Genomic DNA, 13,302 nt, shown 5'->3' with positions numbered 1-13,302 from the left:
GCGCGCCGAGTTCACTGCAGACTACAAGACACCTTCGCGAACCCTGCTGCCGCGGAGGCTCGGCTTCATCGACGAGGTCATCCACCGCGCACGCTCCGCGCGCGGCTGTCGCGCTTGCTCGACCTGCTGAAGGACAAGCGCGGCTGGCAACCCGCCGCGTGCGGCACGTACCGCTCTTCTGAGGCGGCCGCGCGGCGGTTGGTAGTCGGAGGTGCATGCACCTTTGGCCGCACGAGCGCGGGACGCGAGCAAGAGCTGCAAGTAGCGGCTCCTTCAGCCAAGGCGCGCCAGCCCACCCCCAGCCAGACTCACCCCTTGGGCTCGCGGAGGGACGGCACGTGGAGGTCGTCGAGCATGCGAAAGAACGAGCCGTCGCGGGCCCACGCGGCGCGACTGCGCCTGCTCGTCGCTCAGGGTGGCGCGCACGCGGAGCGCCTCGACGCGCAGCTCGCCAGCGGTGGGCCACCGCTGCTCGCGGTCGTAGGCGAGGCCTGCGACGAGGGTCACGAGGCCGGCGGCGCCCTCGGGGCGGGGCACCGTGAGGGAGCGCGCCGGCTGGTGGCCGCGGCGAACCAGGCCGAGTAGTCGTCCTGGCCCTCGTGGACGCGCTCGCCCACGAGGCACTGGGAAGAGCACCGCCCCCAGCGGGAAAGACGTCGGCGCGCCCGTCAACCACGCTCGCGCCCTGCGCCTGCTCGGCGCCATGTACGTGGGGGTGCTGAGCAGCGACCCGGCCGCGGTCTTCATGGCGATCGCGCGGCTCTGCCGACGCCGAAGTCGAGAGCTTCACGCCGGCCACGGTGGGGAACACGTTCGGGGCTTGAGGTCGCGGTGGACGATGCCCGCGCCGTGGACCTGGCTCAGCGTGTCGGCGAGCGCGATGGCGATGTCGGCGCCGCCGATCGTGAGGCACCCCCTCCTCCGCCAGCCGGTCCTCGAGGGTCTGGCCCGCGAGGAGCTCCGTGACCAGGTAGGGGCACCGGTCGGCCTCGAGACGCCGTCGTCGACCACGACGCACACGCCGGGGTGCTTCACGCTGTTGGCGAGGTAGGCCTCTCGAAGAATCTCGCGACCGCCACGTCGTCGGCGGTGAGCGGGCGGTGGAGGACCTTCATCGCGAAGCGCGCCCGCGGTCGTCGGCCAGCGTAGACCGTGAGTATCCCGCCGAGGCCGATGATGCTCCTCGAGGAGGTACTTCCCGCGCGTTCCGACGCGCCTGTCCTTGGGTCACGGGTGTCGCCATGCGCCCCTCCTGACGTCGCCTCGGAGACCAGGCTACCACGCGGTGCGCGAGCTCGGCGCGGCTCGACGCGACGTCGCCACCTCGCCGCGCTCGAGCACACGGTAGAGCCTTGGCGGCTGAGGCCGAGGGCGCGCGGGCGGCTCGCGCTTGTTGCCGTCGGCGTCGGCGATCGCGCGACCCACTGACTCGCGGAGCTCGGCCTGGGCGCCTCGCGCGCAGCGCCGAGAGCGTGGTCTCGCGGAGCTCGGGCTTCTGGCGCGCGGACCCTCTGCGGGCGCGCGCGCCATCGCGGCGGCGATGTCGGGGCGGCGATCAGGAGGCCGTCGGCGAGGCCGTCCGCCGCGCGGAGCACGTTGCCGAGCTCGCGGACGTTCCTGGCCACGCGTGCTCGGGAGAGAGAGGTGAGCGCCGGCACGTCGAGCGTGGAGCCAGGGTGCTGGGCTCGCGCGGCGAGGAGGGCCCGCGCGACCAGCGGGATGTCCTTCCATGCGCTCGCGGAGCGAGGGCACGGGCACGGTCAACGCGGCCAGCCGGTAGTACAGGTCTTGCCGGAAGCGCGCCCCGCTCGACGAGGCCCGGGGCAGCGCGCGGTGCGTCGCCGCGACGACCCGGGAGGTCGACCTTGCAGGCCCGCGACCCCGAGCGCGCACCTCCCGGTCCTCGAGGACCGGAGCAGCTTGACCTGCATTTGTGGAGCCATTCAGCGACTTCGTCGAGGAAGAGCGTCCCGCCCTCGGCCTCGACGAAGGAGCCCGCGGCAGGCGCGCTCGGCCCCCGTGAACGCGCCGCTCGTGGCCGAAGAGCCTCCGCCTCGAGCAGCGGCTCCGGGCACGGCGCCGCAGTTGGATCGCGACGAAGGGCCCTCGGGCGCGCTCGGAGATCCTGAGTGGACGAGGCGCGCGAACGGCTCCCCGGCGCCGGTCTCGCCGAGGAGCAGCACGCTCGCGGCGCAGGGCGGCGCGCGAGGGCGCGACGCTCCTGAGAGCGGGAGACTCGCCCACGAGGCCGACGCTCGTCATCGCGCGCGGCGCACCGGCTCACTGGACCTGCGCGTCCGCGGCTGTGGAGGCCCCTGCGGGCGCTGCTCGGCGAGGCGGCGTTCGATGCGGCGGAGAAGGCGCCCGGAAGGGCGCGGTGCTCGGTGGGCGTGCAGTCGACGAGGCGAGCGCAACACGGGCAGCAGCGTCGCGCGGGCGAGGCTCCCGATCGGGTCGGGCTCGCTCACGAGGGCGGCGCACGCCTCGTGCTCCACCCGGCCCGCCGCGCCGCTCCCCGCGATCGCGAGCGCGCCGAGCCAGCGGAGGAGCCAGGCGCCAGGCGGTCCGGCGCGCGCCGCGAGCGCGAGGGCCTCGGCGGCGTGTAGGCGAATGCCCGCGTTCGCCTGAGGCCCCAGCGAGAGATCCCCACGCGCTCCGCCCTCGCGCGACCGCCGAGCGAGGTGGGCGTCCGCGTGCGCTTCTCCAGCGCGAACCGCACGGGCCGCAGCAGCGCGGGGAGCGCGAGCCCCTGCTCGGCGAGCGCGACGGCGCGACGCGGGTCGCCCGTGCCCTCGAGCGCGAGCGTCGCCTGTCCGCGGCCCGGCCGGAGCACCAACGAAGGCCTCCGAGAAGCGGCCCAGCGGCGCGGCACGCCCGCCAGGTTGTAGAGTACACGAAATGCGCGCGACGGCGGCAGGTCGTCGAGCGGCGTCGCGAGGAGCAGCTCGAACGCCTCGCGGGCGCGCCTGTGATCGCCGAGCCGGCCGAGCAGCAGCGCATGGTCGGCGAGCACCACCCGCTCGGTCGCGGGAGCTTTCGCGCGGGCCGCGAGCGTGCGCGCGCGGGCGGCGTGCTTGAGCCCCGTGATGTACTCGCCGGCCGCGCGGCGCACGTCGGCGAGCACGAGCTCCCCGAGCGCCTCGTCGCGGTACGAGCGCGCGGTCCGGGCGACGCGCACCGCCTCGGCCGCGACGCGCTCGGCCTCGGTCGCGTCGTCGTCGAGCAGGAGCGCCGTCGCGAGCAGCCGGCGGCTCGCGGCGCGGGCGCCGTCGCGCGGGTCACGATCGGCGCGCGCGCCACCGCGCGCTCCACCGCGCGCGCGTGCCGCGAAAGTCTGCGCGGTCGAGGGCGGCCTGCGCGGGCCACGAGGAGGTCCTCGCAGGTGGCGCCCGGGACGGGCGGCCCGCGCGGCGCGGGATCGTTCGCGGGACATGTGTCCGAATGGTGGACACTCTCGCGCGGCGCGGTCAAGTGGGTTGACGGCTTTGGGCGGGCCCGGCTACTCGGCCGGGGAAGGCGCCTCGCTCGGGCGCGCCGGCGACGGCTTGATGCCGAAGATGCGCGCGAGGTGGCCCTTTGTGTTCTCGATCGTGAGGTACACGACGGGCACGACCACGAGCGACAGGATCGTGGAGCTGATGACCCCACCGATGACGGCGATGGCCATCGGCGAGCGGAACTCGCTGCCCTCGCCGTTGGAGGTCGCCGTCGGGAGCATGCCGGGACTATCGCGCGCTGGTCATGAGGATGGGCCGGAGGCGCTCCGGGGCCCCGCCGCGAGGATGGCCTCGAGGCGGCGTGTCGCCGTGCTCACGCACACGCACGCCGCGCGGTCGAGCAGCAGGATGGCGTTCTTGGTGACGAGCCCATGAGCGGGATGATGCCGATCATCGCCCCATCGCCATGGTGCGCTGCGCGATGAACAGCCCGTGAACGCGCCCACCAGGCCGAGCGCGAGCGTGAGCATGATCGTGAGCGGGGTGCGAATGAAGCTCTCGAACTGCGACGCGAGGATGAGGTACATGAAGATGATGCCGGGCCCATGGCCGCGCCCATCGAGCCGTTCGTGTCCGGTCAGTTCTGACGGATCTGCCCGTGAAGTGGTAGCCTCGCGCCCGGGGGCAGCTTGATCTTCGCGAACGCGGCGGTAGCTCGGGCACGATCTCGCCGAGCGACGGCCCATCGGTCGAGGCCCAGATCACGAGTCTGGCGCTCGCGGTCCTCGCGCTCGATGACGCTGGGGCCCTCGCCGCGCTCGACCGTCGCGGATCCGCGTTTTCCCTCGGCCGCTCAGGGTCTGCACGGTCGTGGTACCGCCGTCGTCGACCGTGGCGCGGTCGCCCGACCGAGGCGCACGCGGATCGGCACCTGGTCTTTGCCCTGCCGCATCTTGCCGGCCTCGTCGCCCTCGAAACCGAGGCGCGGGCGCGAGGGCGATCTGCGCCACGGGGACGCCGGCGCGCGCGGCCTTGTCGCGTCGACGCGCACGCGGACGCTCGGCTGCCCGGCCATGTTGGACTGGAGGTCAGCCATGCCGGGGATGGCGCGCATCGCCTGCTCGAACTCGTGGGCGGGCGGGGCGAGCTCGTCGTCAGGTGGCGCCCCGCACCTGGACCGTGATGGGCGCCTCGGTGGCGGCGCCCTCCAGCGAAGGGCGGGTCGGTGACGTGATCTTGGCGCCGGGCATCGCGGCGTACGCGATGTCGCGGGCGCGGTCTTTCAGGTCGGCGAGCGGAACGTCTCGGTTGGCTCTTCGGCACGGTGACCACGCGGCCAGCGCACCTTGTTCACCTCGCCCGCCGCCGGAGCGTAGAAGCACGGTGATGAACCTTTGGTCCTCGAGCACCTTGGAACCCGGCGGGGAGTGAGGGCCGCGCGGTCTCGTCGAGCTTGGTGCCGGCGGGCAGCTCGGCCTCGAGCACGAACTGGCCGCGGTCCTCCTGGTTGACGAACTCGTTGCCCATGAGGCCGGCGACGGGGCCGATCGAGAACAGCGCCAGGAACGCCCCGAGCCCGACGACGATCTTGTTCCGGAGCGCGAACCCGAGCACGCGGCGGTAGACGCCCTCGATCCCCTCGAAGACGGCCAGGAACGGCCGCGTGGGGGGCATGAACGGGTCCTTCGCGCCGGCCGCGTGCGCCTTCGGGAGAAGCGGCTCGAGAGCATGGGGTCGAGCGTGAACGCCACGAAGAGCGACACCAGCACCGCCGCGGTGACGGTGAGCCCGAACTGGCGAGAAGAACTGGCCCAGATGCCGCTCATGAAGCGCGACGGGCACGAACACGGCGACGATCGTGAAGCGTGGTCGCGAGCACGCCGAGCGAGATCTCGCGGTGCCCTCCTGCGCCGCGCGCCGGGCTCCTCCCCGCTCCAGGCGCTTCGAGATGTTCTCGCGCACGACCACCGCGTCGTCGATGAGGAGCCCGATCGCCAGCGAGAGCGCCAGCAGCGTCATCGTGTTGAGCGTGAAGTGCAGCGACCACATCACGAAGAACGTGGAGACCCGCTGGTCGGCAGCGCGACCGGCTGATCAGGTCGAGCGCAGGTCGAGCATGAACAAGAGGATGACCAGGATGGCCATCGCGCCGCCGAAGAGGATGGCGACCTCCACCTCGTGGGCGTTCTCGCGGATGACCTTCGACTGGTCGACGATGACCGAGGCCCCTTGTACCCCTCGGGGAAGGTGCGCTCCAGCCCCCGAGAGCTTCGCCTGCACGCCGTCGGCGACCCGCGACGGTGTTCTTGCCCGACTGCTTCACCACCTCGAACGACACGCCTGCGAGCCGTTCGCGCGGATGCGCATGCGGAGCCTTCTTCGTAGCCGTCCTCCACCTTAGCGATGTCGGAGAGCGCACGCTCCAGCACCGTCCTTCGTGGTCGCCACGATCGTGTCGCGCATCGCCTCCACCGTGTGGAAGGCTCGCCCACGGTGCGGACGCTGATCTCCTAGCGCCCTCGTCGAGTGACCGGCCGGAACGTTCAGGTTCTGCGCGCGCAGCTGCTGGAGGATGGCGATCGGCGAGAGGTGGAGCGCGTCGATGCGGGCCAGGTCGAGGTCGACGTGCACCTCGCGCTCCGCGCCGCCGAGCACGTTCACCGCGGCGACGCCGTCGACCTGCTCGAGCGAAGGCTTGATGACGTCGCGTGCGAATTTCGCGGTCTCCGAGAGCGAGCGCCCGCCGCCCTCGAGCGTGTAGGTGATGACCGGAGCTGCACCCACATCGATGCGGCTGATGATGGGCTCTTTGGTCTTGGTGGGGAGCTTGCCGGGTCTGCGCGACGCGCTCGCGCACCTCGGTGGCGGCCTGCTGGATGTCGACGTCGAGCTTGAAGAGGACGATGACCTGCGACGCGCCTCGCGCGAGTAGGTCTTCACGCGGTCGATGCCGTTCAGCGAGACGACGGCCTCCTCGAGCGGCCGGGTGACGAGCTGCTCGACCGCGCCGGGCGCTGCGCCGGGGTACGGCACGGTCACGGCGACGACGGGGAACGCCACGTCCGGGAAGAATCGGTCCCGAGCTGGGGTGTAGCCCATCACCCCGAGCACCATGAGGGGCCAGGGTGACCATCACGGTGAAGACCGGGCGATTGATGGCGATCGATGATATGTTCACGGGCAGATCTCCAGAGGCGTGGTCTGGCGCGTCACTTTCTCGGGCGAGGGCGCGGCGATCTCCACCGGGTCACCCTCGTTGCAGGTCGTCCAGGGGTCAGCACCAGCTGGTCGGTCGGCGCGAGGCCGCCCGTCACGATCCACGAGCCGTCGGTGTCCTGAAGCTGGATCACCCGCACGCGCTGCGCCTTCCCGCCCACGACTTGCACCACCCTCGTTCTGCGGGCCGACCCGCCGCGCGGCGGCTGGCACGCGTAAGGCCACTTCGAATTGCCGTCGGTCTGCGCGCACGAAGCCGGTAGCCGGCGACAGCTTCGTGCTCGCGTCGGTGGGGACCTCGATCTCGACGGGCGCGCGGCGCGTGGCCTGGTCGAGCGAGGGCACGAGCGCGATGACCTTCCCCACCACCTTGCGCCCCTGGTAGGCGACCGTGACGGTCAGCCGGGCGACGTGCCCACGTCTTGCTCGCTCAGCGTGGCGCTCAGGCGGAAAGCGCGTCACGTCCTCGAGGTGAATCAGCGGGACGCCCCGGGTTCACCACACTGCCGATCGCCGTCGGGGCCCGCGTGACGACGCCCGCGAAGGGAGCGACGATGGAGTGCATGCCGGCGCCCTGCTGCGCGAGGTTCGTCGTCGCGCGCGCGCCCTCGAGCTGGGCCCGCGCGAGCGCGACCTGCTGCCGCGCCTGCTCGGCCTGGGCCTCGGGGATCGACTTGGTGGCGATGAGCGCGTCGGTGCGGCGGAGGTTGTCTTCCGCGATGGCGAGGTTCGCCTCCGCGGCCTTGGTCTGCGCGACGGCCTGGTTCACCTGTGCGCCCGCGCGCGAGGCGTCGAGCACCGCGAGCAGCGCGCCGGCCTTCACCGTGTCGCCGGTGGCGACGTTGAAAGCTTCACCAAACGTCCCGGGGTCTCGGAAGCCGATCTCGGCCTCTCGCCAGGGCTTCAAGGCGTGCCCGTGAGGCTCGACCCGCGGCTTCCAGCGCATGGGGGTGGGCGACACGACGAGACCGGCGGGCGCTTGGCCAGCGCGGCGGCCGCGACGGTGCCGCTCCTCCGAGGTGTCCTTCCGCTTCTGGAGGGCCTGCGTCACCTGGAGGCCCACGATCCCCGCGAGGCCGAGCCCGGCCAGGAGACCGACGATGAGCACGACGCGGCCGCCGCTCTTCGAGGGCGCGGGCGCCTCGGACGAGGTGGTGGGGTAAGAGTGTCCGGGCTCCAACTGGGGCTGCCTGTGCATGGTTTTCTGTGTAGTTTCGTGCTTGTGGCGGTGGTGACTGGGGGGCCTCAGCTCGACGGTGCTCGGCCGCGCGGCGCCCGCTGCGCGCCTGCCGCGCGCGTGGCCTGGACTCTGAGGTCGGCAGGGTCACCCGGGAAGCGTGGGCCCTCGGGATCGTGCGCTCGCGTTGTGGTCGGCGGTGAGCCCCAGCGCGAAGATCGCGCGGTGCGTGGCGAAAGCATCCAGTCGGCGCAGCGGAGGCTTCCCGCTCGCTCGCGAGCATGGCCTTGGAGATCCTCCCGTGGGCGCCCACGATCAGCGTCGCGACGAGCAGGGGTCGAGGTCGGCCCGGTAGAGGCCGCAGCGCATGAAGAGCTCGCGTTGACCCAGCCCTTCGCGTCTGCTTGAGGAGATCGCGGTGAAACACGCCTCGAAGGGGTAGGCGTAGTCGCCCCTTGCAGGTGTGCGAAATGGCCAAAATCGCTGATTTGCCACAAGAACTCGAAGAGCCGACGTTCTCGTCGACGCCACACTCCGCGATGTCTTGTCTTTGCTTGCTGTCGAGCAGCTCAGCCGAAGGGCTGCGCGGCAACTGCCGCGTAACCGTACGCGAGGAACGCCTCCACCACCTGGAGGAACGCCTCCTCCTTCCCGGAGAAGTGCAGATAGAACGCCCCTTCGAGACGCCCGCGAGGCGCGATCTCTTCGACCTTCGCGGACTCGGGAGGCCCTTCTTGGCGAAGACCTCCTCGGCGGCGCGGAGCAGCGAGATGCGGCGGTCGGATCGGCGACGCGAGACATTGTGACCGGCTGGTCAGTTATAGGCACGCTTCCGGGGCGGAGGCGCCAGGGCGACACATTCGTCGCCCTCTCTTTTGGCCCACCCCGGCGGGCGCGTGCGACCACCTACTCCGATGACCAGTCGTGCCGCACCCGGAGCCTTCGTTGATCCGCAAGGCGCCGCGAGGAGCCTCGCGAAGGGGCGAGGCGAGCGCTTCTCGACCGCGCACGTGCGTCGCGGCGCTCTCGGCCAGGCCGGGGACGTATCGCAGCCCTGGCCGACAGGCGGCTCGACGGCACGCCGCTGCTGCGGGCCGCGCGCGCGACCGACGGCTCGCCCGACGCGCTCCTCCGCGCCGTGACCCGCGCGCAAGACTTCGCGCAGCGGGCGGTCCAGCGCGCCTTGCTCGCTCGCGCGGCGAGAAAGAACCGGCCGGGCGCCGAACGCGCTGCATCCTGTTCGCGCTCTGCCAAGACACCACGTCGGCCGCGTACCGCGCGATGGTCCAGTGCGGCACCGACGTCTCGAAGGTGCGCCCCCGGCGCTCCAGCTCGCGACGGGCGAGCCTGCCCCGAGGCCTTACGCTGCCGCCCCCAGCCCCCCAGCGCCCAACCCCCAGCCCGACGACCCAGCTCCAGCGTGCTCCAGCGCCGCTCACGAGGACCGCGGCCCCCACCCGCCCGGCGCCGCGCTCTCCGGCGGAGCCCCGGGCCTCAGCCGGCCCCACCTCGCTGCCAGGAGGGCCCGGCCCGTCGTGGGGACGCGGGCGCCCCACGCCGCGGCGGGCCGAAGCGCACAGCGCTGCCCCGCGCACGGGCTGGGATCCAAAGCAGTTTCCATGCCTTACGCCTTGGTCGGACCTCTCAAGCTTCCCGCGAGGGCGCTTCCGACCCGGTCGTCGGGCGCGACGAGGAGGTCGGAGCGTACGCTCGACGTGCTCGCCAACCGCACCGCCAACAACCTGCCTCATCGGCCAGGCGGGCGTCGGCAGACCAGCGTCGTGCGCGGGCTGGCCCAGCGCATCGCCGCGGGCGAGGGTGTGGCGTCGCTCGATGACCGGCTGGTCATCGAAATCGAGCCAGCCCTAGCCCTTGGCCGGCACGGGCGTACAGGCCGCCTCGCCGCGAAGCGCCTCGGCAGCTCCGCGCGGAGGTGAAGCGCGCAGGCAAGGTCGTGGTGTTTTTCGACGAGGTGCACACGCTGTTCGGGCCCGACGCCGGCGACGAGGCCCAGGCCGGCTCGAAGCTCGCGTTCACGCGCGGGGGAGCTGCCGTGCATTGGCGCGACCGACCGGGGGAGTACCGCCGGTTCATCGACGGATCCGCGCTCGCGCGGAGATCACCCCGGTCGAGGTCGTCGAGCCGGCCCGGAGGAGAACGTTCCTCGCGGTCGAGCAGGTCGCGCCGCTCTACGAGGCGCACCACGCGGCGAAGTACCAGCCGAAGGACGCTCGCGCGGGCGGTGACCTGAGCGTGCGCTACCTGCCGGGCCGCGCGCTCCCGGACAAGGCCATCTCCATCCTCGATCTGGCGGGCGCGCGCGCCGCGCGGGCGCGGCAGCCACGAGATCACGCCGAGGGCGTCGAGGTGGTGGCGGAGCCTGTCGGGCGTGCCCGAGAGCGGCGCCTGCCCGGGGCCGACGGCGACCGGCTGCTCCGCTTGGAGCAGCTGCTCGCCGAGCGATCGTGGGCCACTCGTCGGCCCTCGCGAAGGTCGCCACGGTGCTCCGCCGCAACGCCTCCGGGTTTCCTGCGGGAACGCCCGGTGGGCACCTTCCTCCTGCTGCTCGGCCGGGACCGGCGTGGGCAAGACCGAGACGGCGAAGGCGGTCGCGGAGTGCCTGTTCTTCAGCGAGAGCGCGATGACCCGCATCGACATGAGCGCGAGTACGCGGAGGCGCACGCGGTCGCCCGGCTCGTCGGCGCCGCGCCGCCCGGGTACGTGGCCAGAGCTTCGGGGGCCAGCTCACCGAGGCGGTTCGCCGCAGGCCCTATCAGGTGATCTTGCTCGACGAGATCGAGAAGGCCCACCGCGACGTGCTCGAGGCCTTCCTGCAGGTCTTCGACGAGGGTCGCCTCACCGACGGGCGCCCGGGCGCACGCGTCGATTTCACCAACACGGTGCTCTCCTCCTCACCTCGAAATCGGCGCGCACGTCTCCGACGACGAGACCCGCGAGCGCGGCCGGATCGGCTTCGGCAAGCGCGGCTCGACCCCTCGGGACGCCACACGCCATGAAGAGGCGATGGCCGAGGCCGCGCGCGCCAGGCGCCGCCTGAAGCAGGCTATACAGCCTCGACGAGGTGCTCGCGTTCGCGCCCTCGAGCCGACGTGGCCGGGTCGCGCAGCGCATGTCGGGGCCTCGGGCGACCTCGGGCGGCAGCGCGAGGGGTGTCGCTCCACGATCTCCGAGGACGCGATCGAGGTGCTCCTCGACGCGGGCGGCTTCGACCGTACGCTCGGCGCGAGGCCAGCCAGGCGTACCCTCGGGACGCCTCGTCGAGGCGCCGTGGCCGAGATGCTCTCCTCCGCGGCGACCTCACGCGCGGGGCGACGCGGCCCAGACCGGCTCGAGCGCGACCGCATGTTGTTCTGCACGCGCCGCGAACCTGCGCCCCGCGACGCGCCGCTCTCGATCTCCCTGTAGCGCGACCTCGGCTCCGCCGGCGCCCGCCACCCCGCGTTTGGCGCCGCTGTGCGTTCGGGCGCACGCGACGCGTGCTGCCGAGGTGTTGCGGGGTGCTCTGGTGTGCGCTAGACGGCCGCTCCATGGACGCTGCACTTGTTTCCGCTCTTTGGGTCCCTGCTCTTGCTCCTCGCCTGTGGCTCGACCAGCGGTGTCCCGACCGGAGGCGAGGTCAGCGACGAGTCACGGCCGGAACGGAGGACGCCCCAGGCGGACGGCCGGTCCACGTTCTATTTCGCGCGCCACGACGATCGCCGCTGCGCCTCGCCCTAAGGCGGCGGCGCGTGGGTCCGACGCGTGACTCACCCCTCCACCCGCTGCTCCGACGGCACCTGCCAGGCCGAGTGCGCGTCCCGGAGACCAGGCTCCCCGCGGACGTGCGGCCGAGGTCCCCACGGCGCAGGCGCTCTACCGCGGGCAAGATCGGCACCAAGACCTACTCCGGGCATCGGCCGCTTCAGCGTCTTCCAGGCGACCGGAGGTGTGGAGCCCCGACGCCGACACGGTCGACGATCCATCGACGTCGGCGGGCACGTCCTATCGCGTCGAGGCGTCCGGCGTCGTGGGTGGGTGCGCGCCCCGCCCCAGCCTCCGGCAGGGCAATAAACTCGACCGCCCGCCTGACGAGCCTCACGGTGCTCGATCTTCCGGCGCCGGGCACCGCGGCGCAGCACCGCGCGGCGGCGTCGGCACCACCTCGGCCGTGCTTCGCCGTCGGGACGAACATCCCCGCAAGACGGGCTGCAGCTCACCGCGACTCCAGTACTACCGCCGGCGTGCAAGCGGTCGCGCCGGTCGAGGGCGGGGCGCCAGACGGCGACACCTGCGCCGACACGAGCGAGTGCGCGGGCGGCTTCTGGAGTGCTGCTACCCGTGCGGCATCCAGGGCTGCGAACGCCGCATTGCCGCCTGCGCCCGCGGCTGCCCCCCGTTCCCCTGAGCTTGTGCTCCTGAAGTCGCCCAGATGCGAATTCTGGTCTCGCCAGCCCGACCCTCAAGGGGCGAGCGTGATGGCGCGCTGGTAGCGCCTCGCGACGAGCGGGATCCGGAAGGATTTCGGCAGGTTTCCCCGAGCACCGCGGGCATGTGCCTGACGTCTGCGGAGGTCGGCCGTGGCTGCCGTGAGCATGCGAGAGGGGCCTGAACTCGCGGCGTAGCGCGAGGTAAAGCGCGCCGCACCGTAGCCCGTCGCGTCGTGACCGCCGAGGCCGAGCACCGCGAAGTAGTCGCCGTCTTCGACCGGCGCATTCGAGCGCACGCGGGCGCGGATGGCCTCCTCGTCGAGTGGCGAGGATATCGCCTTCGGGGACGTCGTCTGCGGTCGCGCTCGCGGGCGCGGTCGCGCTCGAGCCGCTCTCTCGATTTGCGCCGACGCGGCGCAGTGTAGCTGAGCGCGCACGACGACGAGCGCGGCTAGCAGCACGAGGGCGAAGGCGATGGGGAGCGCGTCGGCGTTCGACCCGGAGGACCTCGGCCACGGTGCGGCCCTTCGCCGCGTCCAGCGCCCGCGGGTCGTCGGGGCGAGGTGGGCCTCGACGACGAGCTTCGCGTTGGGCCCGTCGGCGAGCTTCACGTCCACGCCGAGGCGCTCCCGCCGCCACCGCGGATCGAAGACGCTGCGGACCGCCTCGACGAATGTCGCGACGCTGGGCGCCGCCAATCACGTTGGGCCTTAGCCCCCAAACGCCCCGTGAGCTCGACTCCAGCGTCGCGGGTGCCACCCGCCACACGCAGGCACGCCGCCAAGACCCCACTCTCGGCGGCGGGGGGCTACCGGGCCAGAGTTGGTCCTGCACGAGGTGGCCGTGCGTACAATTAGCGCCGCCTCGGGTGGCGGCCGTAGGGAGGCAGCTTGGGCCGAAGCCGCGGGCGACGTCACGGGGCAGCTCAGCCCCCGCTTGGTTCAGGAAGGCCACCAGCGACTCTTCCTCCAGGCTCGAGGCGGCGGTGACGATGTCGCCCCTTGCGCAACAGCACATCAGCGACGGAGGGTGCCCTCCGACGCGA

The 13,302-nt window shown here is 72.5% G+C and carries 16 protein-coding genes and 2 pseudogenes; 5 read left to right on the top strand and 13 right to left on the bottom strand.

Features of this window, described 5'->3' with window-relative positions; translation table 11 throughout:
• Window positions 1-354 precede the first annotated feature (354 nt).
• Together IPQ09_23060 and IPQ09_23055 are read left to right on the top strand one after the other, a co-directional pair.
• Entirely contained in the window at window positions 355-585 is a 231-nt protein-coding gene (locus IPQ09_23060) for a hypothetical protein (GenBank protein MBL0197053.1), read from the top strand.
• Between the two features lie 253 nt (window positions 586-838).
• Window positions 839-1,051: a hypothetical protein gene (locus tag IPQ09_23055; protein ID MBL0197052.1), complete on the top strand. Its 213-nt coding sequence runs from the start codon at window positions 839-841 to the stop codon at window positions 1,049-1,051.
• A gap of 224 nt (window positions 1,052-1,275) precedes the next feature.
• On the opposite strand, the gene IPQ09_23050 is transcribed toward IPQ09_23055, so the two are convergent.
• The 12 genes from IPQ09_23050 to IPQ09_22995 form a co-directional block, all read right to left on the bottom strand.
• A complete protein-coding gene (locus tag IPQ09_23050) occupies window positions 1,276-1,893 on the bottom strand; it encodes a sigma 54-interacting transcriptional regulator (GenBank protein MBL0197051.1) in 618 nt (205 codons plus the stop codon).
• A gap of 50 nt (window positions 1,894-1,943) precedes the next feature.
• Entirely contained in the window at window positions 1,944-2,183 is a 240-nt protein-coding gene (locus IPQ09_23045; protein ID MBL0197050.1) for a sigma 54-interacting transcriptional regulator, read from the bottom strand.
• A 281-nt stretch (window positions 2,184-2,464) separates the two neighbouring features.
• Entirely contained in the window at window positions 2,465-3,433 is a 969-nt protein-coding gene (locus tag IPQ09_23040; protein ID MBL0197049.1) for a hypothetical protein, read from the bottom strand.
• Window positions 3,434-3,499: 66 nt separating this feature from the next.
• Complete coding sequence (locus IPQ09_23035) at window positions 3,500-3,718, bottom strand: efflux RND transporter permease subunit (GenBank protein ID MBL0197048.1); 219 nt, start codon at window positions 3,716-3,718, stop codon at window positions 3,500-3,502.
• Window positions 3,719-3,739: 21 nt separating this feature from the next.
• Window positions 3,740-4,024, bottom strand: coding sequence for an efflux RND transporter permease subunit (locus tag IPQ09_23030; protein MBL0197047.1), 285 nt, complete (start codon window positions 4,022-4,024; stop codon window positions 3,740-3,742).
• 266 nt (window positions 4,025-4,290) lie between these two features.
• Complete coding sequence (locus tag IPQ09_23025; protein MBL0197046.1) at window positions 4,291-4,551, bottom strand: hypothetical protein; 261 nt, start codon at window positions 4,549-4,551, stop codon at window positions 4,291-4,293.
• Window positions 4,552-4,591: 40 nt separating this feature from the next.
• A complete protein-coding gene (locus IPQ09_23020; protein ID MBL0197045.1) occupies window positions 4,592-4,819 on the bottom strand; it encodes a hypothetical protein in 228 nt (75 codons plus the stop codon).
• Window positions 4,788-5,486 carry an efflux RND transporter permease subunit gene (locus IPQ09_23015; GenBank protein MBL0197044.1) on the bottom strand — a complete coding sequence of 233 codons (699 nt, stop codon included), beginning with the start codon at window positions 5,484-5,486 and terminating at the stop codon, window positions 4,788-4,790. Before IPQ09_23015 ends, IPQ09_23020 begins: the two co-directional genes overlap by 32 nt.
• A 45-nt stretch (window positions 5,487-5,531) precedes the next feature.
• Complete coding sequence (locus IPQ09_23010) at window positions 5,532-5,717, bottom strand: efflux RND transporter permease subunit (GenBank protein ID MBL0197043.1); 186 nt, start codon at window positions 5,715-5,717, stop codon at window positions 5,532-5,534.
• Window positions 5,718-5,834: 117 nt separating this feature from the next.
• The gene (locus IPQ09_23005) at window positions 5,835-6,551 is read right to left on the bottom strand and encodes an efflux RND transporter permease subunit (protein ID MBL0197042.1); all 717 of its coding nucleotides are present in this window, start codon (window positions 6,549-6,551) and stop codon (window positions 5,835-5,837) included.
• A 60-nt stretch (window positions 6,552-6,611) separates the two neighbouring features.
• Window positions 6,612-7,115, bottom strand: coding sequence for a hypothetical protein (locus IPQ09_23000; GenBank protein MBL0197041.1), 504 nt, complete (start codon window positions 7,113-7,115; stop codon window positions 6,612-6,614).
• Entirely contained in the window at window positions 7,096-7,851 is a 756-nt protein-coding gene (locus IPQ09_22995) for a hypothetical protein (GenBank protein MBL0197040.1), read from the bottom strand. The genes IPQ09_23000 and IPQ09_22995 overlap by 20 nt, the downstream gene beginning before the upstream one ends.
• A 1,694-nt stretch (window positions 7,852-9,545) precedes the next feature.
• Between IPQ09_22995 and IPQ09_22990 the strand changes: the two genes are divergently transcribed.
• The 3 genes and pseudogenes from IPQ09_22990 to IPQ09_22980 all read left to right on the top strand — a co-directional run bounded on the left by IPQ09_22990 (window position 9,546) and on the right by IPQ09_22980 (window position 10,847).
• Complete coding sequence (locus tag IPQ09_22990; protein ID MBL0197039.1) at window positions 9,546-9,767, top strand: hypothetical protein; 222 nt, start codon at window positions 9,546-9,548, stop codon at window positions 9,765-9,767.
• Window positions 9,703-10,173 (top strand): annotated as a pseudogene (locus tag IPQ09_22985) (hypothetical protein). The gene IPQ09_22990 and the pseudogene IPQ09_22985 overlap by 65 nt, the downstream one beginning before the upstream one ends.
• A 298-nt stretch (window positions 10,174-10,471) precedes the next feature.
• Window positions 10,472-10,847: pseudogene (locus IPQ09_22980) on the top strand (AAA family ATPase).
• A gap of 1,442 nt (window positions 10,848-12,289) precedes the next feature.
• Here the strand turns inward: IPQ09_22980 and IPQ09_22975 are convergent.
• The gene (locus IPQ09_22975) at window positions 12,290-12,955 is read right to left on the bottom strand and encodes a hypothetical protein (protein MBL0197038.1); all 666 of its coding nucleotides are present in this window, start codon (window positions 12,953-12,955) and stop codon (window positions 12,290-12,292) included.
• Between the last annotated feature and the right edge of the window lie 347 nt (window positions 12,956-13,302).

The sequence above is a fragment of the Myxococcales bacterium genome, assembly GCA_016720545.1.
Taxonomy (GTDB): Bacteria; Myxococcota_A; Polyangia; order Polyangiales; family Polyangiaceae; genus JAAFHV01.
This window is presented reverse-complemented; position numbering and strand designations above follow the sequence as displayed.

What these genes read in the sequence shown, in the direction of transcription:
- IPQ09_23060 (MBL0197053.1), top strand. Translation starts at nt 355, where the DNA reads ATGCGAAAGAACGAGCCGTCGCGGGCCCACGCGGCGCGACTGCGCCTG.
- IPQ09_23055 (MBL0197052.1), top strand. Translation starts at nt 839, where the DNA reads ATGCCCGCGCCGTGGACCTGGCTCAGCGTGTCGGCGAGCGCGATGGCG.
- IPQ09_23040 (MBL0197049.1), bottom strand. Translation starts at nt 3,433, where the DNA reads ATGTCCCGCGAACGATCCCGCGCCGCGCGGGCCGCCCGTCCCGGGCGC.
- IPQ09_23035 (MBL0197048.1), bottom strand. Translation starts at nt 3,718, where the DNA reads ATGCTCCCGACGGCGACCTCCAACGGCGAGGGCAGCGAGTTCCGCTCG.
- IPQ09_23030 (MBL0197047.1), bottom strand. Translation starts at nt 4,024, where the DNA reads ATGTACCTCATCCTCGCGTCGCAGTTCGAGAGCTTCATTCGCACCCCG.
- IPQ09_23025 (MBL0197046.1), bottom strand. Translation starts at nt 4,551, where the DNA reads ATGCGCGCCATCCCCGGCATGGCTGACCTCCAGTCCAACATGGCCGGG.
- IPQ09_23015 (MBL0197044.1), bottom strand. Translation starts at nt 5,486, where the DNA reads ATGTGGTCGCTGCACTTCACGCTCAACACGATGACGCTGCTGGCGCTC.
- IPQ09_23005 (MBL0197042.1), bottom strand. Translation starts at nt 6,551, where the DNA reads ATGGTGCTCGGGGTGATGGGCTACACCCCAGCTCGGGACCGATTCTTC.
- IPQ09_22995 (MBL0197040.1), bottom strand. Translation starts at nt 7,851, where the DNA reads ATGCACAGGCAGCCCCAGTTGGAGCCCGGACACTCTTACCCCACCACC.